This is a genomic window from Cellulomonas avistercoris (genome assembly GCF_014836445.1).
Classification (GTDB): Bacteria; Actinomycetota; Actinomycetes; order Actinomycetales; family Cellulomonadaceae; genus Cellulomonas; species Cellulomonas avistercoris.
On the sequence record NZ_JACSQV010000008.1, the window covers coordinates 65,023 to 84,083 of the forward strand.

A 19,061-nucleotide genomic window follows, 5' to 3' on the forward strand; every position below is an offset into this window, starting at 1 on the left:
GCCCTCACGACGAACGCCCCCGGCCGACCGGCCGGGGGCGTTCGTGCGTCGGGTCGCGGACCCGCTGCCGTCAGAGGCGGACGAGCGGGTGCAGCCCGTGCGACCGCTCGACGGCGTCCGTCGCGCCGCACACCTGCAGCCAGTTGGCCAGCAGGCGGTGGCCGCCCTCGGTGAGCACGGACTCGGGGTGGAACTGCACGCCGTGCAGCGGCAGCTCGCGGTGCTGCAGGCCCATGATGATGCCGTTGGTGCGCGCGGTGACGACCAGCTCGTCGGAGAACGTGCCGTCGACGACGGCCAGCGAGTGGTACCGCGTCGCCGTGAACGGCGCAGGCAGGCCGGCGAGGACGCCCTGGCCGTCGTGCTCCACGGGGCTCGTCTTGCCGTGCATGAGCTCGGGTGCGTGCGTCACGGTGCCGCCGAACACCTCGCCGAGCGCCTGGTGGCCCAGGCACACGCCCAGCATCGGCGTCCCGGCGGCGGCGCAGTCGCGGATGACCTGGATGCTCGCGCCCGCGTCGGCCGGCGTGCCGGGGCCGGGCGACACGAGCACGCCGTCGTACCCGGCGCGCTCGGCCGGCGGCGGCACGGCGTCGTTGCGCACGACCTCCGTCTTCGCCCCGAGCTGGTCGAGGTAGCCGACGATCGTGTAGACGAACGAGTCGTAGTTGTCGACGACGAGGATCCGCGTCATCCCTCACCCACCGTGGTCTCGTTGAAGGGCATGAACGGCGCGATCGCCGGGTACACCCACAGGAAGCACGCCACGAGGACGCCCGCGGCGAGCAGGGCCGCGATCAGCAGGCGCACGAGCGTCGGGCCCGGCAGGTGCCGCCACAACCATCCGTACATCATGAGCCTCCCGTCGTCGTGCGCCCAGCCCGGTCCCGCCTGGCGGTCATCACCCGGTCACCGCCCCGCGGCTCACCGGGTCACCCGAGCAGCTCGGCGGGCGTGCCGTCGGTCACCGGCGCCCAGTAGTCGAGCACGCCGTGGACGATGTACCGCTCGCGTGCGGAGAACATGGGGTGGCAGGTCGTCAGCGTGATGACGCGCTCGGTCGGCTCGACGCCCGGCTGGTTGGGCGCGGGGGCGATGACGCGCACGTCGGCGGGCATGACGACCTCGGTCCCGGTGACCTTGTAGACGTACCAGGTGTCCGCGGTGCGCACCACGAGCGGGTCGCCGACCTGCAGCTCCTCGATGCGGTTGAACGGCTTGCCGTACGTGACGCGGTGCCCGGCGAGCGCGAAGTTGCCGATGCCGCCCGGCATCGCGGTGCCCTCGTAGTGGCCGATGCCGAGCACGTCGAGCACGGTCGGGCGGTCGGTGCCCTGCGAGATGGGTCGTTCCTGCTCACCGGCCCACCGGGGCACGAGCAGGTGGGCGAACGAGACGGCGTGCTCGGGCTCGTCCATCACCGGCGGTTCGTCCCGACGTGGCTCCGCGACCTTCGGACCCTCGCCCGCCGGCGCGGCCGGCGGCGGCGCGAAGTCCATCTCCCGCACGATCTCGGCCTGCACGGCGTTGCCCTCGACGTCCGTCCACCACAGCTGCCACACGAGGAAGCCGAGCAGCAGGACCCCGACGGTGATGAGCAGCTCGCCGATCACGCCGATCACGCCGTACGCGACCCACGAGGCGCGCGACCTGCCCGCGGTGCGGGCGTGGGCGGGCGGGCGCGTGGCGACGCGGGACGTGCTCACAGGTCGCGCTCCGCGACCGGGGCGGCGCCACCCGCGGCTGCCGGGACGGGCTCGTCGGCCGCGCGGGCCGGCAGGCCGGGCAGGACCTCGACGTCGTCGGGCACGCGGGCCCAGCTCAGCTCGGTCGCGCCGGAGTACGCGGGCAGCTCGACGCTCGCGCGGTCCTCGACGCTCCAGCCGAGCCCCAGCTCACCCGCGTCACGCACGTAGCTGCGCACGGCGGTGTCAGTCTCGAGCGCGGCCCGCAGGCGCTCGGGGTCGCCGATGACCGTGATGACGAACGGCGGGGAGTACATGCGACCGTGCAGCCGCAGCACGTTGCCCTGGCACTGGACGCCCGTGGTCGAGACGACCCGCTGGTCCATGAGGCCCATCGCCTCCGCACCACCGGCCCACAGGGCGTTCATGACCGACTGGATGTCCTGCTGGTGGACGACGAGCAGGTCCGGGTTCATGTCCTCGCGCCGGACGTCGACGGGAGCGTCGTCGAGCGTGACCGTCAGGCCGCGCCCGGCGACGGGCACCGAACCGCCCTCGACGAGGTCGCCGGCGGGCGCGGTCACCGACGGGCGGCCCGCGAGCGTGTTCTGCTCCGCGGTGAGGCTCTCCACCTGCGAGCGCAGCTCGTCGACCTCGCCCGACAGGCGCTCGACCGTGAGCGCCTGCTTCTGCGTGAGCTCGCGCAGGTCCTGCGGGTGGCGCTCGGCGTCGTCGGCGGTGCTGCGTGCGTTGACCGTGAACATCAGGCCGGAGAGCCCGAGCACCAGGCCCACCGAGGCCGCACCGCGGCCGAGGCTCTGGCGGCGGGTGCGGGGCGCGCGCACGGCGGCAGGCGATGCCATGGGGCCTCCCTCCGCGACGTCCGCACGGGCGGCGGGACGACAGCACTACGCTAGGTCACGTTCGGCGCACGCCGACACCGGTCCGCAGGTCGACGACACCAGGGGCACCCGGACGGCCCACCGTACCGACGGTCCCGGTGACGACGAAGCCGCCCCTGCTCACCGCACCGTCGCAGACAGGAGCCACGCCCGTGCCCGAGTCCAAGTCGCGCAAGAAGGCGACGTACACCCCGCCGCCGTCCAAGGCTTCCGCACCGAAGCCTCTCCCGCGCTGGTTCCTGCCCGTGTCCCTCGGGCTGATGATCCTCGGGCTCCTCTGGCTCGTCGTCACGTACCTGTCCCCCGGAGCGGCCTACCCGGTCCCCGGCATCGGTCAGTGGAACCTCGCGGTCGGCTTCACGATCATCATCGTCGGCTTCGGCATGCTCACGCGCTGGCGCTGAGCACTCCCCGCACCACCCCCGCACGACGCACCGCGCGGGGCCCGGGTCGAGGTCCAGCTGGTTCGCCACCCACAGCCTCGTCCACAACGGGCCCCGTTGGTCGTCCACAGGCGGTGCACATACCTGTGGAAAACTACACCGTTGTAATTCCACAGGTGTGAGTAACTCTGGGGAGGGGCCCGCCGGCCCCCGCCGGCGAGGTCACACGAGGCCGTAGGCCGTGTACATCGCCCACGTCGCGCCGAGCAGGACGACCAGGAGCGCGGCGGGCGCGGCCCAGCCCACCAGGGCGCGGCGGTCGCGCGGTGCGTAGGCGTAGGCGGCGCCGAGGAGCGCCCCGACGACCAGCCCGCCGAGGTGCGCCTGCCACGCGATGCCCGGCAGGACGAAGCCGAGGACGCCGTTGAGGACGAGGATCCCGATGATGGAGCCCGCGTCGCGTCCCGTGCGCCGCAGCACGACCAGGACGGCCCCGAACATGCCGAAGACGGCACCCGAGGCGCCCACCATGGCGGTGGTCCACGAGTCGGTCGCGGGTGCGAGCAGCACCGCCCCCACCGAGCCGCCCAGGGCGCTGACCAGGTACAGCGTGGCGAACCGCGCGCGGCCGAGCGTCGACTCGAGGTACGGGCCGACCATCCACAGCGCGAACATGTTGAACAGGATGTGGAAGACCTGGCCGGGCGAGTGCAGGAACGCGGCGGTGAGGAAGCGCCACGGCTCGAAGGCGCCGGCGACCGGGCTGAACGCCCAGCGCGAGGTCCACCCCGGCACGACGAGCTGCAGCAGGTAGGACACCGCGCACAGCCCGATGATCGTCAGCGTGACGACCGGGCGCCCGGCGCGGGCCCGCCCGCCCAGGATCGTGCGCGCCTGGGGCGACGTGCGCGCCGCCTCGGCGACGCAGTCGACGCAGTGCACGCCCACCGCCGCGGGCCGCTGGCACTCGGGGCACGCCGGGCGGCCGCACCGCTGGCACCGGACGTAGGACACCCGGTCGGGGTGGCGCGGGCACACGGGCGCCTGCTCCCCGCCCGGGAGGCCGGGCGACCCCGCGAAGGGGCCGCCCGGCACGTCAGGGACGCTGATGTCAGCCCTCCACCGTGATGGACGTGATCGTGACGTCCTGCACCGGGCGGTCGCCGGGGCGCGTCGGCGTCGAGGCGATCGCGTCGACGACCTTGCGGCTCTCCTCGTCCGCGACCTTGCCGAAGATCGTGTGCTTGCCGTTGAGCCACGTCGTGGCGGCGACGGAGATGAAGAACTGCGAGCCGTTGGTGCCGCCGACCTTGCCCGTCACGGGGTTGAGCTGCTTGCCCGCGTTCGCCATCGCGAGCAGGTAGGGCTCGGAGAACGTGAGCTCGGGGTGGATCTCGTCGTCGAACTGGTAGCCCGGGCCGCCGCGGCCGTTCCCGAGCGGGTCGCCGCCCTGGATCATGAAGTCGGGGATGACGCGGTGGAACACGACGCCCGAGTACAGCGGGTCGGTACGGGGTGCGCCGGTGGACGGGTCGGTCCACTCCTTGGTGCCCTGCGCGAGGCCGACGAAGTTCTCGACGGTGCGCGGCGCGTGGTTCTCGAAGAGCTCGACCCGGATGTCACCGGCTGACGTGTGGATGGTCGCGAACATGGGTCCAGTCTGGCACCCGGTACCGACGGCGCGCCCCGGCACACGTGGGATTCGCCCCGGGCGAACCACCGGCGTGCACCGGGCGCGACGGCACGGACAGTGGCAGAGTGTGAGGTCAGGACGTCGCACGACCAGTCGAGACCAGCCGAGACCAAGCCGAGACAGCGCGGGAGTGGCACATGACCCATCGTCCGAAGATCGACGTGGACACCGAACGCCTCAAGACACAGGCGGCCGTCCTCGGCGCCTCGCTCGCCGACGGCGCGAAGGATGCCGCCGGCCGGGCCGGTGACGCCGCGGGGCACGCCAAGGAGTGGACGACGCCACGGGTCGAGGCGTTCGTGGCCTGGCTGCTGCCCCACGTGGACCACCTGTACAAGGAGAGCGTCAAGAACGCGGCTCCCCAGGTCGAGAAGGCGGCGCGCATGGCGACCCCTGCGATCGACACCGCGCACGACAAGCTGGTCGACGAGCTGATCCCCCGGCTCGTCGCGGCCGTGAACGAGGCGGCGTCGAAGGCCGGTGCGCAGGCGGAGGTCGCCGCGACGGTCGCCGCCGGCCATGCCGGCAAGCACTCCAAGAAGCTCGCGAAGGCCGCCAAGAAGGCCGCCAAGGAGGCCGCCAAGGCTGACCGCAAGGGCTCGGGCGCCAAGGTGTTCTGGATCGTCGCCGGCCTCGCCGGTGCGGGCGCCGCGGCGTTCGCCTGGATGCGCTCGCGCTCGACGACGGACCCGTGGGCCGAGCCGTGGGAGCCCGCCGACCCGATCGGCGGCGAGTCGCTCAAGGCGCGCGCGCAGACCGCGGTCGGTGACGCCGCGGACGCCGTCGGTGAGGCAGCGGGCACGGCCGTCGCGAAGGGCCGGGAGGCCGCCGAGGCCGTCGCGCAGGCGACCGAGGACCTCGGTGACAAGGCCAAGGAGGCCGGCCAGGCGGCGCAGGAGACGGCCCGCAAGGCCACGCGCCGCTCGACCCCCAAGAAGCTCGACGACGGGGCGACGCCCCAGAGCGGTACCGACTCCCCCGCCTGATCCGCACGCATCGCCCGGCCCCGGCCCGTCCAGCGACGGTCCAGGGCCGGGCTGCGTCGTGCCTAAATGTTTCGTACGTAGACAGCCCGCGTCCCGCGTCAGCACGATCAGCGGCGGGCCCCCACCCAGGTTCGACGTCGACGTCGCCCTGCGTCCGGCGCCCGTGGGAGCGCTCCACCAGCGCTCGTCCGCCGTCTGAAGGGTCGTGCCATGCCTCGCACCTCCGCCCGCCGTGCGCGCAGCCGCGCGGTGTGGGCCGGCGCAGCCGTCGTCGCGGTCGTCGCCGGAGCCGTCACCCTCCCCGCGCAGGCGGCACAGGCCGCGCCGGCGTACAACTACGCCGAGGCGCTCCAGAAGTCGATGTTCTTCTACCAGGCGCAGCGCTCGGGCGACCTCCCGGCCGACTACCCGGTGTCGTGGCGCGGCGACTCGGGCATGGACGACGGCAAGGACGTCGGCAAGGACCTCACGGGCGGCTGGTACGACGCGGGCGACCACGTGAAGTTCGGCCTGCCGATGGCCTTCACGGCCACGATGCTCGCGTGGGGCGCGATCGAGAGCCCCGCGGGCTACACCCAGGCCGGCCAGGCCGACGAGCTGCGCGACAACCTGCGCGCCGTCAACGACTACTTCGTCAAGGCCCACACCGCACCCAACGAGCTGTACGTGCAGATCGGCAAGGGCGACGACGACCACAAGTGGTGGGGGCCCGCCGAGGTCATGACCATGGCCCGACCGTCGTACAAGATCAGCGCCTCGTGCCCCGGCTCGGACGCCGCGGCCGAGACGGCCGCCGCGATGGCGTCCGCGTCGATCGTCTTCAAGTCGTCCGACGCGGCCTACTCCGCGACCCTGCTGACGCACGCCAAGCAGCTGTACTCGTTCGCCGACACCTACCGCGGCAAGTACTCCGACTGCGTCACCGACGCCCAGTCGTTCTACAAGTCGTGGTCGGGCTACCAGGACGAGCTCGTGTGGGGCGCCTACTGGCTCTACAAGGCCACGGGCGACGCGACGTACCTGACGAAGGCCGAGTCGGAGTACGACAAGCTCAGCAACGAGAACCAGACGACGACCAAGTCCTACAAGTGGACGGTCGCGTGGGACGACAAGTCGTACGCCACGTACGCGCTGCTGGCGATGGAGACGGGCAAGCAGAAGTACGTCGACGACGCCAACCGCTGGCTCGACTACTGGACCGTCGGCGTCAACGGCGCCAAGGTCACCTACTCCCCCGGCGGCATGGCCGTGCTCGACTCGTGGGGCGCGCTGCGGTACGCGGCCAACACCTCCTTCGTCGCGCTGGTCTACTCCGACTGGCTGACGGACACGACCCGCAAGGCGCGGTACCACGACTTCGGCGTCCGGCAGATCAACTACGCGCTGGGCGACAACCCGCGCAAGGCCTCCTACGTCGTCGGCTTCGGTGCCAACCCGCCGAAGAACCCGCACCACCGCACGGCGCACGGCTCGTGGCTCGACTCCCTCAAGGACCCGGTCGAGACGCGGCACGTGCTGTACGGCGCTCTCGTCGGTGGCCCGGGCTCGGCCAACGACGCCTACACCGACGACCGCGGCGACTACGTCGCCAACGAGGTCGCCACCGACTACAACGCCGGCTTCACCAGTGCGCTGGCCTACCTGGCGGGCGAGTACGGCGGCACGCCGCTGGCCGGCTTCCCCACGGCGGAGCGGCCCGACCAGGACCAGTTCTTCGTCGAGGCGAAGCTCAACCAGCCGCAGTCCGGCGCGTTCACCGAGGTCAAGGCCATCATCCGCAACCGCTCGGCCTTCCCGGCCCGGTCGCTGACCAACGCCTCGATCCGGTACTGGTTCACGCTCGACGAGGGCGTCCCCGCCTCGAGCCTGTCCGTCTCGACGAACTACACCGAGTGCGGCAGCCAGCCCGCCGCGATCAAGCACGCGTCCGGCTCGCTGTACTACGCGGAGATCGGCTGCGCGGGGCAGAACATCCACCCCGGCGGCCAGTCGCAGCACCGCCGCGAGATCCAGTTCCGCGTGCAGGGCACGCTGCAGTGGGACGCCACCAACGACCCGTCGTTCACCGGGCTGCCCGCCACGGGCGACCCCGTGAAGACCAAGGGCATCACCCTCCACGAGGGCAGCACGCTGCTGTGGGGCACGGTCCCCGGCACGGTGGACCCGACGCCGACGCCCACGGTCACCCCGACGCCCACGGCCACCCCGACGCCGACGGTCACCCCGACGCCGACGGCCACCCCGACGCCTACCCCCACCCCCACGCCCACGCCCACCCCGACGCCCACGCCCACCCCGACCTCCGGACCCGCCACCTGCGCCGTCACGTACTCGGCGAACAGCTGGAGCACGGGCTTCACCGCCTCCGTGCGGCTGAAGAACACCGGCTCGACGCCCCTGACCTGGTCGCTCACGTTCGACCTCACGGCCGGGCAGCAGCTCCAGCAGGGCTGGAGCGCGACGTGGGCGCAGACCGGCACCAAGGTCACGGCCACCGGGGCGGCGTGGAACACCACGCTGGTACCCGGCGCGTCGGTCGACCTCGGGTTCAACGGCTCGCACACCGGCCAGAACCCGGCCCCGACGTCGTTCGCGGTGAACGGCACGACCTGCGCGGCAGGGTAACCCGCGGCAGGGTAACCACAGACGGGTCCCGGTCCGGCTCGACCCCCGACGTCGCCGGATCGGGACCGATCCACCACCCGGACGGGCGCCCCGCTGCGCCCGTCCGGGGCCGGGCGTCCGCCGCGGGGGCGGGCGGCCGCCGCCCGCGGGCGGCGCGGGTTGGGCGCGCCGCCCGCGGCGCGGGCCCCCCCGGGGCCGGGCGTCCGACGCGGGGGCGGTCGGACGCCGCACGAGGGCGTCGCGTGTTGCGCGCGACGCCCTCGTCGCGTGCCCACCCGCGTCGGGGCGCCGTCACGTGTTGACGCGTGACGGCGTGACCGGAACGCTGCGGGGAGTGAGCGACAGCCTCCTCCCCCCGCCGCCCGACGCCGACCTCTCCGACGCCGACATCTGGCCCCTGACGGGCCTGCGGGTCACGTGCGGCGACCTCGAGCTCCGCGCACCCGACGACCGCATGCTCCTCGACGTGGCCCGGCTCGCCGCGCAGGGCGTCCACGCCCCGGACTACATGCCGTTCCTCGTCCCGTGGACGCGCGGCACGCCCGTGCAGGTCGCGCGCAGCGTCATGACGTACCAGTGGGGCCTGCGCCAGCGCACGACCCCGGCGGACTGGGCGATCGAGCTCGCGGTGGTCCGTGACGGGCAGCCGCTGGGCATGCAGGGCCTGTACGCCAAGGACTTCCTCGTCACGCGGACCGCGGAGACGGGCTCGTGGCTGGGCCTGCGTCACCAGCACGGCGGCGTCGGCACGCGCATGCGGCTGCTCGTGCTGCACCTGCTGTTCGAGGGGCTCGACGCGCTCCATGCGACGAGCTCGGCGTTCGTCGACAACCCGGGATCGTCGGGGGTCAGCCGCAAGATCGGCTACCGCCCCAACGGCGTGCTGCACCAGGCGCGCGAGGACGGCCCGGTCGACAGCCAGCTGTTCGTCCTCGACCGCGCCGACTGGGACGCCCGCCGCGACGAGCTGCGTCTCGACGTGACCATCGAGGGCCTCGCGCCGCTGCGGGAGCAGCTCGGCATGCGGTGACGGTGTGACGCACTCTTCCCGGACGTCCTGCCCGCTGGGGCACGTCCGGGAGTAGCGTCCCGTCATGCTGCTCGCCGACCTGCAGTCCCGCGTGCGTATCGCACTCACCACGACGCTCGTCGACGAGTGGACGCTCGTCGCTCCCTCCGCCGGCACGAGCCGGCCGTCGGAACGGACGATCGCGTTCCACCTCGGGTGGGCCCTGCAGGGCACCATCGAGAAGTCGTGGGACGTCGACGCCGACTACGACCGCTCCGGCATGGTGCTGGAGGCCTCCGTGCGCCTCGACGGGCCCACGGTGCGACCGCCCCACCTGATCGTGCACCAGCGCGGCAGGCTCGGCCCCGAGCACAACCTGCTGCTGGTCGAGCTGACGGCCGACGCCGCCGGCGCCGCGCCCGGGGCGGCGGACCTCGCGGTCGCCCAGGCCGTGCAGCGCCGGTTCGGGTACCGCTACGCGGTCGTGCTCGACCTGCGGCTGCACGAGGACGCGGCGACCGCGGACGTGCGCCCCCACTGGCACTGGGCGACCCTCGAGGAGGGCGCCGTCACCGACGAGCCCGTGCCGGTCTACACCGACGACGTCCTCGCGGATGTCGTCGAAAGGGCCCGGCGCGGCGTTCGCCGATGACGCGACCCCAGCTCGGGCAGGGACGACGAAGGCCGCACAGCGAGTCGCTGCGCGGCCTTCGGGGTGCTCGTGGTCAGAGCGGACGGATGTCCGACGCCTGCAGGCCCTTGGGGCCCTGCGTGACCTCGAACTCGACCTGCTGGTTCTCCTCGAGCGTGCGGAAGCCGCCCGTGGAGACGATCGCGCTGAAGTGCGCGAAGACGTCAGCGGAGCCGTCCGAGGGGGCGATGAAGCCGAAGCCCTTCTCAGCGTTGAACCACTTAACGGTGCCGGTGGCCATGGTGTCTTCTTTCGTAGAGCCTGCCGGCACGCTGGTGCGGCGCCGGTTGCCGCGCCCCGAGGGGCGCAGACGATGGAGGGTCGACGTACGACGCGCTCGGGATGAGCTCGTGCGGGCCGGTGCCAGGAGGCACGTCGCACGGTCGAACGTCGGGGCCACACCCACGTGCCGCGTCCAGCGGTCGTGGGCATGGAAGCCGTCGGGGTGTCGGACGATCAGGCCGGCGTACTCGCCACCGACGGTGCCGACCCACAGGTCGTCATCGGCAGGGCGCCATACGGCGGCCGGTCCGGAGGTCACGCTCGCCGTTGCTACGGCTGAGGGACGCTCGAAGATGGTGTGTGTGATGTTCTCTGCTCTTCCGCTCCGCACCCGGTTGGGCGGAGATCCTGATCCTGACCGGCAGCGAGCTGCCGGGTGCGCATGGTCCTCGCTTCGATGCTGAGGCCCGAAGTGCGCCGCGGAGGTGTTCGCGCGGCATGACGCAGTGACGACTGTACACGATGCCGCGGTGATCGGGGGCCGGACCCCGGCGAGCCTGGGCTCACAGGCCCGCCGGGGACGGCGTCTGCGCAGGTCAGCGCGCTGTCAGCCCTTCACGCACACGATCGTGCGCAGCCGGGCGACCACCTCCACGAGGTCCTCCTGGGCGGCGATCACCGCGTCCAGGTCCTTGTAGGCGCCCGGGATCTCGTCGAGCACCCCGGCGTCCTTGCGGCACTCCACGCCCGCGGTCTGCTCCGCCAGGTCGTCGAGCGTGTACGTCCGCTTGGCCGCGTTGCGCGACATGCGCCGCCCCGCGCCGTGGGACGCCGACCAGTACGACACCGGATTGCCCAGACCCCGCACGATGTACGAGCCCGTGCCCATCGACCCCGGGATGAGCCCGAGGTCGCCGGCACCGGCCCGGATCGCGCCCTTGCGGGTGACGACGAGGTCCGCACCGTCGATGTGCTCGGTCGTGACGTAGTTGTGGTGCACGTTCGCGACCTCCTCGAACGTCACCTCACGTCCCGCGAACGTCGCCCGCACGGCGTCGACGAACAGCGTCATCATCACCGCCCGGGAGCGCGCCGCGTACTCCTGGGCCCACCACAGGTCGTGCAGGTAGGCGTCCATCTGCGGGGTCCCGGCCAGCAGGACGGCAAGGTCCCGGTCGACGAGGCCCTGGTTGTGCGGCAGGTCCTTGGCGACGGCGACGTGCACCTCGGCGAGCGACTTGCCGATGTTCCGCGACCCGGAGTGCAGCTGCAGCCACACGACGTCGTCCTGGTCGAGGCAGACCTCGAGGAAGTGGTTGCCGCCACCCAGCGAGCCCAGCTGCCGGCGTGCCCGCGTCTCCAGGTCCCGGACCCGCGGGCTCAGGCCGTCGAAGCGCGCCCAGAAGGCCTCCGCGCCCGCCAGCGCCTCGGCCGTGCGGGCCCGAGCGCCGATCGGCCGCAGGCGCCGCAGGTCCACGGCCTCGTCGTGCGACCGGAACCCGACCGGGATCCGCGCCTCGACGGCCGTCCGCAGCGCGTGCAGGTCGTCGGGCAGGTCCGACGCGGTCAGGGACGTCCGGACGCCGATCATCCCGCAGCCGATGTCGACGCCCACCGCGTTGGGGGAGACCGCGTCGCGCATCGCGATGACCGAGCCCACCGTCGCGCCCTTGCCGAGGTGCACGTCCGGCATGACCCGGACCCCGTGCACCCACGGGAGGGACGCGATGTTGCGCAGCTGCTGCAGCGCGGCCGGCTCGACGTCGTGCTCGTGCGCCCACATCAGCGTGGGCGCGGTCGCGCCGCGCAGCTCGACGGGGAACGTGCTGGTCATGACATCCCTCCTCGGGACGGTCGACCCGGGGTCACCGGGTGCGGGAGGCGCGGCGCGGTTGTCCGCCGGGCCGTCAGGAGGGTGCCCGCTGCGTGCCGGGGACGGCACGCTCTTTTCTTCCACGTCCCGCCACGACTCAGGATGCAGGATGAGGCACGGGCTGTGAGGCTCGGTGCGTGACGACCGGGGAGGCGACGTGACGGATGGCAGGAGCGACCGGCTGGTGCTCTCGGACGCGGACGCGGGCCTGCCCGTGAGCCGGCCGCCCGAGGGGTTCACGCCCGTCCGCGAGTGGGCGCTGGCCTCGACCGCCCAGCTGCGCACGCTGCGTCACGAGCTGGCGGGCGAGATCGGCGCCGGGAGCACCGTGGCCCGCCAGGACCTCGAGGCGACCCCGGACAAGCTCGTCCTCATCGCCACGGAGCTCGCCGCCAACGCGCTCACGCACGGCCTGCCGCCGACGATCGTCACGCTGTCCCGCTCGCAGGACCAGTGGCTGATCGACGTCGCGGACCACGACCCCGAGTCGGAGCCCGTCTATGCGGGCGCCCGCATCACGGGCGCGGGCGGGCTCGGCCTGCACCTGGCGCGCCAGCTGTCGCTCGACGTCGGCTGGTACTCGACCGAGCGGACCAAGAACATCTGGGCGACGTTCGCCGTCTGGTGAACCGCCGCGGCCGACCTCACGCCAGGACGCGGAACGGCGCAGGACACGAGGTCCTGCGCCGTCCGGCGACGTGGAGCCAAGGGGACTCGAACCCCTAACCCCCTGCTTGCAAAGCAGGTGCGCTACCAATTGCGCCATGGCCCCGGGTGGGCCCGCGTCACTCGAAGGTGTCGGTGACCTCGGCCCAGAGGTCCCGCTCGTCACGGTCCTCCGCGTACTTCTGCCAGGCGACGTAACCGACGGCCGCGAGCGCGGCCAGCAGCAGGAGCTTCTTCATCGGATCCCCCGGTTCGGGTGGGTGCCGGCATTCCGCGGTACGAGGCTGCGTACCAGCAGCGTGGGCCTAACAGGACTTGAACCTGTGACCTCTTCCTTATCAGGGAAGCGCTCTAACCGTCTGAGCTATAGGCCCTTAACGCGTCCACCGGATCGATCCCTGGCGGGGGATCAGCACCGGTGGGCGCGACGGTCGAGACTACCCCAGCCGGGGCGTCGCGCCCAAACCGGCGGTCACCGGCCCGCGGGGGAGTCCCGGACGAGACCCGGAAGGGGTCACTCGTCGGTCATCGTCACGGTCACGCCACCGACGAGCGCCGCCACGATGTTGTAGAGGAACGCGCCGATCGTCGCGAGAGCCGTCAGCAGGAAGACGTCGATGACGCCCACCAGCGTGGCGGCCGACACGGTCTTCTCGAACGAGACGTACGCGAGGATGTCGACCGGGCTCTCGGGGCCGACGACCTGGCGGACGAGCCCGTCCAGCTGCGAGAACACCTGCAGGCTGTCGAGCGTGAACCACACCACGATCGCCGCGACGACGATCATGACCCCGATCGCCACCGAGAGCAGGAACGCGAGCTTCATCACCGACCAGGGGTCGACGCGGGAGACCGCGAGGCGGACGCGGCGCGGACCGCCGCCCACGGTGGGGATGCGGCCCGTCGCAGGGCGCGGGGTCGCTCCGGTGACGGGGGCCGAGGACCGCGGCGCAACGCGCTCTGCGGTAGCGGCACCGGCGGTCGTCGGCGTCGTGGTCATGGGGGCGTCCTCGGTGCGGGGTCGGGTCAGCTGAGAGTACGCCCTGGAGAGCCCGGAACCCGTGACCCCCGCCGCCTTCTTCAGCCAGACGGTCGTGGCGTCGACTGCCGTGACCAGGGGCGACGGCTCGTCGTCCGGGTGCCCGTCACCCGCCGCCGGGGCGGGGAGCGGGGCCTGGGCCTGGGCCTGCTCTGCCGCCGGGGTCCGTGGCCGGTCGTCCGACCGCGGACCCGACGGGACCGACGTGCGTCCCGTCGACGAGGACGTCGTCGCGCTGCTGCGGACGTCGACCGAGTACGTCGGCGGGGTGGCGCCGTCGCTGCTCCCGATCGACGCCCACGAGCTGCCGCCGGCGTCGTGCTCGGCGGCCTGCACCGAGCCTCCCTTGTCGCTCGCGCGGCCGTTGCCGCCCGTCACGGGCGGCGTGGGTCGCTTGCGCGGGGGGATCGAGGGGGGCGTGTCACTCATCAGTCCTCCGCGGGTCGGTCGCCGCTGTCAGGCACCGACCCGTCCGGGTCCGGTACGTCGGGGTTGGGCACGTTCTCGCCCACGGTACCGCCATCCTCTTCGAGGTGTCGCTCGCTGTTTCGGGCGACGGCGATGATCCGGTCGTTCGCGTCGGGCTTCGCGAAGATGACGCCCTGGGTCGTGCGACCGGTCGCGTTCACCTCGGACGTCGCGGACCGCACGATCTTGCCGCGCTCCATGATGACGAGCACCTCGTCGTCGGGGTCGGTCACGAGCGCGCCCACGAGGTCGCCGTTCGCCTCGGGCAGGTTCGCGACCTTGATGCCCAGGCCACCGCGGCCCTGCTGGCGGTAGTTCTCGACCGTGAGCGCGGTGCGCTTGGCGATGCCGCCCTCGGTCACGGTGAACAGGAACGCGTCCTCGCGCACGACGTCCATCGCGAGCAGGTCGTCGGCGTCGCGGAACTTCATGCCCGTGACACCGCTGGTCGCCCGGCCCATCGGGCGCAGCGCGTCGTCGTTCGCGGTGAACCGCACGGACTGGCCGCGCCGCGAGACGAGGATGACGTCCTGCGTCGAGTCGACCAGGCGGGCCGCGACGAGCTCGTCCGGACGGCCCTCCTCGTCCTCGCGCAGGTTGATGGCGATGACGCCGCCGCTGCGGTTCGAGTCGTACTCCGTCAGACGGGTCTTCTTGACCAGACCGCGCTTGGTGGCGAGCACGAGGTACTCGGCCTGCTCGTAGTCCTTGAGGTCGAGCACCTGGGCGATCTTCTCGCCCGGCTGGAACGCGAGCAGGTTGGCGACGTGCTGGCCCTTGGCGTCGCGCCCGGCCTCGGGCAGCTCGTACGCCTTGGCCCGGTACACGCGGCCCAGGTTCGTGAAGAACAGCAGCCAGCGGTGCGTCGTCGTGACGAAGAAGTGGTCGACCAGGTCGTCCTCGCGCAGCTGCGCGCCACGCACGCCCTTGCCGCCACGGCGCTGCGCCCGGTAGGCGTCGACGCGCGTCCGCTTGGCGTAGCCGCCGCGCGTGATCGTGACGACGACGTCCTCCTCGGCGATGAGGTCCTCGATCGAGACCTCGCCGTCGAAGGGCAGGATGCGCGTGCGCCGCTCGTCGCCGAACTTCTCGACGATCGTCGCGAGCTCCTCGCTGACGATCTGCCGCTGCCGCTCGGGGGAGGCGAGGATCGCGTTGAGCTCGGTGATGACGGCCTCGAGCTCGTCGTGCTTGTCGAGGATCTCCTGGCGCTGCAGCGCCGCCAGCCGGCGCAGCTGCAGGTTGAGGATCGCCTGGGCCTGCAGCTCGTCGATGTCGAGCAGCTCCATCAGGCCGTTGCGGGCCTGCTCGGCGTCGGGGGAGCGCCGGATGAGCGCGATGACCTCGTCGAGCGCGTCGAGCGCCTTGAGGTACCCGCGGTAGATGTGGATGTCCTCCTCCGCCTTGCGCAGGCGGAAGCGCGTGCGGCGCTGGATGACGTCGATCTGGTGCGACGTCCAGTGCCGGACGAACGCGTCGATGCTCAGCGTGCGGGGGACGCCGTCGACCAGCGCGAGCATGTTCGCGCCGAACGTGTCCTGCAGCTGCGTGTGCTTGTACAGGTTGTTCAGGACGACCTTGGCGACGGCGTCCCGCTTGAGGACGACCACGAGGCGCTGGCCCGCGCGGCCCGAGGTCTCGTCACGGATGTCCGCGATGCCCTGGACGCGGTTCTCCTTGACGAGGTCCGCGATCTTCTTCGCCAGGGTGTCGGGGTTCACCTGGTACGGCAGCTCGGTGACGACCAGGCACTGGCGGCCCTGGATCTCCTCGACCTCGACGACCGCGCGCATCGTGATCGAGCCGCGGCCCGTGCGGTACGCGTCCTCGATGCCGCGCCGGCCCAGGATCGTGGCCGCCGTCGGGAAGTCGGGTCCCTTGATGCGCGTCATGAGCTCCTCGAGGAGCTCCTCCTTCGACGCGTCCGGGTGCGCCAGGTGCCACTGCACACCGTCGGCGACCTCCCGCAGGTTGTGCGGCGGGATGTTGGTGGCCATGCCGACGGCGATGCCCGCCGAGCCGTTGACCAGCAGGTTCGGGAACCGGGAGGGCAGGACCGCGGGCTCCTGCGTGTGCCCGTCGTAGTTGTCCTGGAAGTCGACGGCGTCCTCGTCGATGTCGCGGACCATCTCCATGGCCAGCGGCGCCATCTTGCACTCGGTGTACCGCGGCGCGGCGGCCGGGTCGTCGCCGGGGGAGCCGAAGTTGCCCTGGCCGGACACCAGCGGGTAGCGCAGCGACCAGTCCTGCACGAGGCGGACGAGGGCGTCGTAGATCGCCGTGTCGCCGTGCGGGTGGTACTTGCCCATGACGTCGCCGACGACGCGGCTGCACTTGGAGAACTGCCGGTCGGGGCGGTAGCCGCCGTCGTACATCGCGTACAGCACCCGCCGGTGCACCGGCTTGAGGCCGTCGCGGACGTCCGGCAGCGCGCGGCCGACGATGACGGCCATCGCGTAGTCCAGGTAGGACCGCTGCATCTCGAGCTGCAGGTCCACCTGGTCGATACGGCCGTGCTCGATCTCGCCCGGGGTCTCGGTCACGTGCGGGTCACTCCAGTCGTCGGTGCCAGGTCGGTCGCGTCGCCGGGGTCACCGGCGGCGCGTCAGATGTCGAGGAAGCGGACGTCCTTCGCGTTGCGCTGGATGAACGCGCGACGCGCCTCGACGTCCTCGCCCATCAGCACGGTGAACGTCTCGTCGGCGGCGACGGCCTCGTCGAGCGTCACCTGCAGCAGCGTCCGGTGCTCGGGCGACATGGTCGTCTCCCAGAGCTCGGTGTAGTCCATCTCGCCCAGACCCTTGTACCGCTGGACGGCGTTCTCCTTGGGCAGCCGGCGGTTGTTCGCCCGGCCGTCCGCGATGACGGCGTCCCGCTCACGGTCGGAGTACACGTAGTCGTGCGGCGCGTTGCTCCACTTGATGCGGTACAGCGGCGGCTGCGCCATGTAGACGAACCCGCCCGTGATGAGCTGCGGCATGTAGCGGAACAGCAGCGTCAGCAGCAGCGTGCGGATGTGCTGGCCGTCGACGTCGGCGTCGGCCATGAGGACGATCTTGTGGTACCTCAGCCGGGAGACGTCGAAGTCCTCGCCGATGCCGGTGCCGAACGCCGTGATGAGCGCCTGCACCTCCTGGTTGCCCAGGGCCTTGTCGAGACGCGCGCGCTCGACGTTGAGGATCTTCCCGCGGATCGGCATGATCGCCTGCGTCCGCGGGTTGCGGCCGCGCACGGCCGAACCACCGGCGGAGTCACCCTCGACGATGAACACCTCGCACTCGGCGGGGTTGTTGGACTGGCAGTCGCGCAGCTTGCCGGGCATCGAGTTCGACTCGAGCAGGCCCTTGCGGCGCGTCGCCTCACGGGCCTTGCGCGCCGCCATGCGGGCCGCGGCCGCCTGCATCGACTTGCGGATGACGTCCTTCGCCTCGACCGGGTGGGCGTCGAGCCACGCACCGAGCTGGTCGTTGACGACCTGCTGCACGAAGCGCTTGGCGTCGGTGTTGCCGAGCTTGGTCTTGGTCTGCCCCTCGAACTGGGGCTCCCCGAGCTTGACGGAGACGACGGCCGTCAGACCCTCGCGGATGTCGTCACCCGTGAGGTTCTCGTCCTTCTCCTTGAGGATGTTCTTCTCCCGGGCGTACCGGTTCATCAGCGAGGTCATCGCCGCCCGGAAGCCCTCCTCGTGGGTGCCGCCCTCGGTCGTCGAGATGGTGTTGGCGAACGTGTGGACCGACTCGGAGTACGCGGTCGTCCACTGCATCGCGATCTCGACGGCGATCTTGCGGCTCTTGTCCTCGGCCTCGAAGTCGATGACGTCGGGGTGCACGTGGTCGACCTTCTTGGCCGAGTTCAGGTGCTTGACGTAGTCGACGAGCCCTCCGTCGTACCGGTAGGTGACGTGGCGCGCGGTCGTCTCCGCCTTGGCCGCCTCCGCGTCACCCGTGACCTCGTCCTCGGTGCCGGTGTGCGCGGGGCGCTCGTCGGTCAGCGAGATCTGCAGGCCCTTGTTGAGGAAGGCGTACTGCTGGAAGCGCGCGCGCAGGGTCTCGAAGTCGTAGTCGACGGTCTCGAAGATCGTCGGGTCCGCCCAGAAGGTCTGCGACGTCCCGGTCTCGTCGGTCGCCTCGCCCTTGCGCAGGTCGCCCACGGGCTTGCCGCCGTCGGCGAAGTCCTGGCTCCAGACGTACCCGTCGCGCTTGACGACCGTCTCGACCCGCGACGACAGGGCGTTCACCACGGAGATGCCGACCCCGTGCAGGCCGCCCGACACCGCGTACCCCGCACCGCCGAACTTGCCGCCCGCGTGCAGGATCGTCATGACGACCTGCACGGTCGGACGACCCTCGGTCGGGTGGATCGCGACCGGGATGCCGCGCCCGTTGTCGGTGACGCGCACACCGCCGTCCGCCAGGATGGTGACGTCGATCGTGTCGCAGTACCCCGCCAGGGCCTCGTCGACCGAGTTGTCGACCACCTCGTAGACCAGGTGGTGCAGGCCGCGGGCACCCGTCGAGCCGATGTACATGCCGGGGCGCTTGCGCACGGCCTCGAGGCCCTCGAGGACGGTGATCGCGCTGGCGTCGTACGAGCCGTCGTCCGTCAGGCGCTCACGGAACGGGGTCGCCGCGCCCTGCCCCTCGGTCGTCTCGTCGTGCGGGTCGCGAGGGGTGCTCTGGTCGGCCACGGGCAGCGGTTCTCCTCGAGAGCTCGATACGCGCCAGGCGCGTCGTGAGCGGCTGCGAACGACGGAGAGTCCGGATCACCCCACAGCAGCGGAGTTCTGGGCTCACGAGGGCACGCAGGCGCCTTTGTTGAC

Annotated in this window: 18 protein-coding genes and 2 tRNA genes; 6 read left to right on the top strand and 14 right to left on the bottom strand. The window is 71.9% G+C overall.

All coding sequences use genetic code 11. From position 1 onward, the window contains the following. Positions 1 to 70: 70 nt before the first annotated feature. The 4 genes from H9657_RS10575 to H9657_RS10590 form a co-directional block, all read right to left on the bottom strand. Positions 71 to 694, bottom strand: coding sequence for an aminodeoxychorismate/anthranilate synthase component II (locus H9657_RS10575; RefSeq protein WP_191783159.1), 624 nt, complete (start codon positions 692 to 694; stop codon positions 71 to 73). After that, positions 691 to 852 (bottom strand): hypothetical protein, encoded by a 162-nt coding sequence (locus tag H9657_RS10580; protein ID WP_191783161.1) that lies wholly within the window; start codon positions 850 to 852, stop codon positions 691 to 693. The genes H9657_RS10575 and H9657_RS10580 overlap by 4 nt, the downstream gene beginning before the upstream one ends. An 80-nt stretch (positions 853 to 932) precedes the next feature. After that, on the bottom strand, positions 933 to 1,706 hold the full coding sequence (locus H9657_RS10585) for a class E sortase (protein WP_191783163.1): 774 nt from the start codon (positions 1,704 to 1,706) through the stop codon (positions 933 to 935). Next, the gene (locus H9657_RS10590) at positions 1,703 to 2,548 is read right to left on the bottom strand and encodes a DUF881 domain-containing protein (protein ID WP_191783165.1); all 846 of its coding nucleotides are present in this window, start codon (positions 2,546 to 2,548) and stop codon (positions 1,703 to 1,705) included. The genes H9657_RS10585 and H9657_RS10590 overlap by 4 nt, the downstream gene beginning before the upstream one ends. Before the next feature lie 137 nt (positions 2,549 to 2,685). Between H9657_RS10590 and H9657_RS10595 the strand changes: the two genes are divergently transcribed. Next, positions 2,686 to 2,991 carry a cell division protein CrgA gene (locus H9657_RS10595; protein ID WP_404813153.1) on the top strand — a complete coding sequence of 102 codons (306 nt, stop codon included), beginning with the start codon at positions 2,686 to 2,688 and terminating at the stop codon, positions 2,989 to 2,991. Between the two features lie 201 nt (positions 2,992 to 3,192). On the opposite strand, the gene H9657_RS10600 is transcribed toward H9657_RS10595, so the two are convergent. Continuing rightward, positions 3,193 to 4,065, bottom strand: coding sequence for a rhomboid family intramembrane serine protease (locus tag H9657_RS10600; protein WP_191783167.1), 873 nt, complete (start codon positions 4,063 to 4,065; stop codon positions 3,193 to 3,195). A gap of 16 nt (positions 4,066 to 4,081) precedes the next feature. Next, positions 4,082 to 4,621, bottom strand: coding sequence for a peptidylprolyl isomerase (locus H9657_RS10605; protein WP_191783169.1), 540 nt, complete (start codon positions 4,619 to 4,621; stop codon positions 4,082 to 4,084). 179 nt (positions 4,622 to 4,800) lie between these two features. Between H9657_RS10605 and H9657_RS10610 the strand changes: the two genes are divergently transcribed. The 4 genes from H9657_RS10610 (at position 4,801) to H9657_RS10625 (ending at position 9,935) form a co-directional block, all read left to right on the top strand. Then, positions 4,801 to 5,649, top strand: a complete 849-nt coding sequence (locus H9657_RS10610; RefSeq protein WP_191783171.1) for a hypothetical protein — start codon at positions 4,801 to 4,803, stop codon at positions 5,647 to 5,649. Between the two features lie 210 nt (positions 5,650 to 5,859). After that, entirely contained in the window at positions 5,860 to 8,274 is a 2,415-nt protein-coding gene (locus tag H9657_RS10615; protein ID WP_191783173.1) for a glycoside hydrolase family 9 protein, read from the top strand. Between the two features lie 334 nt (positions 8,275 to 8,608). Continuing rightward, entirely contained in the window at positions 8,609 to 9,304 is a 696-nt protein-coding gene (locus H9657_RS10620) for a GNAT family N-acetyltransferase (RefSeq protein WP_191783175.1), read from the top strand. A 64-nt stretch (positions 9,305 to 9,368) separates the two neighbouring features. Next, positions 9,369 to 9,935: a hypothetical protein gene (locus H9657_RS10625; protein WP_191783177.1), complete on the top strand. Its 567-nt coding sequence runs from the start codon at positions 9,369 to 9,371 to the stop codon at positions 9,933 to 9,935. Positions 9,936 to 10,008: 73 nt separating this feature from the next. Here H9657_RS10625 and H9657_RS10630 read toward each other — a convergent pair whose 3' ends face one another. Next, positions 10,009 to 10,215 (bottom strand): cold-shock protein, encoded by a 207-nt coding sequence (locus H9657_RS10630; protein WP_089802810.1) that lies wholly within the window; start codon positions 10,213 to 10,215, stop codon positions 10,009 to 10,011. A gap of 588 nt (positions 10,216 to 10,803) precedes the next feature. Continuing rightward, positions 10,804 to 12,030: an RtcB family protein gene (locus tag H9657_RS10635; RefSeq protein WP_191783179.1), complete on the bottom strand. Its 1,227-nt coding sequence runs from the start codon at positions 12,028 to 12,030 to the stop codon at positions 10,804 to 10,806. Between the two features lie 196 nt (positions 12,031 to 12,226). Here H9657_RS10635 and H9657_RS10640 point away from each other — a divergent pair, with 196 nt between their 5' ends. Then, positions 12,227 to 12,697, top strand: a complete 471-nt coding sequence (locus tag H9657_RS10640) for an ATP-binding protein (protein WP_225215099.1) — start codon at positions 12,227 to 12,229, stop codon at positions 12,695 to 12,697. A gap of 71 nt (positions 12,698 to 12,768) precedes the next feature. Here H9657_RS10640 and H9657_RS10645 read toward each other — a convergent pair. The 6 genes from H9657_RS10645 to gyrB form a co-directional block, all read right to left on the bottom strand. Next, positions 12,769 to 12,841 (bottom strand) — tRNA-Ala (locus H9657_RS10645). A 13-nt stretch (positions 12,842 to 12,854) separates the two neighbouring features. Then, positions 12,855 to 12,974 carry a DLW-39 family protein gene (locus H9657_RS19115; protein WP_225215100.1) on the bottom strand — a complete coding sequence of 40 codons (120 nt, stop codon included), beginning with the start codon at positions 12,972 to 12,974 and terminating at the stop codon, positions 12,855 to 12,857. A gap of 61 nt (positions 12,975 to 13,035) precedes the next feature. After that, a tRNA-Ile gene (locus H9657_RS10650) sits at positions 13,036 to 13,109 on the bottom strand. A 140-nt stretch (positions 13,110 to 13,249) separates the two neighbouring features. Further along, positions 13,250 to 14,203, bottom strand: a complete 954-nt coding sequence (locus H9657_RS10655; protein WP_191783181.1) for a DUF3566 domain-containing protein — start codon at positions 14,201 to 14,203, stop codon at positions 13,250 to 13,252. After that, positions 14,203 to 16,785, bottom strand: coding sequence for a DNA gyrase subunit A (gene gyrA / locus H9657_RS10660; protein ID WP_191783183.1), 2,583 nt, complete (start codon positions 16,783 to 16,785; stop codon positions 14,203 to 14,205). The genes H9657_RS10655 and gyrA overlap by 1 nt, the downstream gene beginning before the upstream one ends. A gap of 62 nt (positions 16,786 to 16,847) precedes the next feature. Beyond that, entirely contained in the window at positions 16,848 to 18,848 is a 2,001-nt protein-coding gene (gene gyrB / locus H9657_RS10665) for a DNA topoisomerase (ATP-hydrolyzing) subunit B (protein WP_191783420.1), read from the bottom strand. Between the last annotated feature and the right edge of the window lie 213 nt (positions 18,849 to 19,061).

What these genes read in the sequence shown, in the direction of transcription:
- H9657_RS10575 (WP_191783159.1), bottom strand. Translation starts at nt 694, where the DNA reads ATGACGCGGATCCTCGTCGTCGACAACTACGACTCGTTCGTCTACACG.
- H9657_RS10580 (WP_191783161.1), bottom strand. Translation starts at nt 852, where the DNA reads ATGTACGGATGGTTGTGGCGGCACCTGCCGGGCCCGACGCTCGTGCGC.
- H9657_RS10590 (WP_191783165.1), bottom strand. Translation starts at nt 2,548, where the DNA reads ATGGCATCGCCTGCCGCCGTGCGCGCGCCCCGCACCCGCCGCCAGAGC.
- H9657_RS10605 (WP_191783169.1), bottom strand. Translation starts at nt 4,621, where the DNA reads ATGTTCGCGACCATCCACACGTCAGCCGGTGACATCCGGGTCGAGCTC.
- H9657_RS10610 (WP_191783171.1), top strand. Translation starts at nt 4,801, where the DNA reads ATGACCCATCGTCCGAAGATCGACGTGGACACCGAACGCCTCAAGACA.
- H9657_RS10615 (WP_191783173.1), top strand. Translation starts at nt 5,860, where the DNA reads ATGCCTCGCACCTCCGCCCGCCGTGCGCGCAGCCGCGCGGTGTGGGCC.
- H9657_RS10625 (WP_191783177.1), top strand. Translation starts at nt 9,369, where the DNA reads ATGCTGCTCGCCGACCTGCAGTCCCGCGTGCGTATCGCACTCACCACG.
- H9657_RS10630 (WP_089802810.1), bottom strand. Translation starts at nt 10,215, where the DNA reads ATGGCCACCGGCACCGTTAAGTGGTTCAACGCTGAGAAGGGCTTCGGC.
- H9657_RS10635 (WP_191783179.1), bottom strand. Translation starts at nt 12,030, where the DNA reads ATGACCAGCACGTTCCCCGTCGAGCTGCGCGGCGCGACCGCGCCCACG.
- H9657_RS19115 (WP_225215100.1), bottom strand. Translation starts at nt 12,974, where the DNA reads ATGAAGAAGCTCCTGCTGCTGGCCGCGCTCGCGGCCGTCGGTTACGTC.
- H9657_RS10655 (WP_191783181.1), bottom strand. Translation starts at nt 14,203, where the DNA reads ATGAGTGACACGCCCCCCTCGATCCCCCCGCGCAAGCGACCCACGCCG.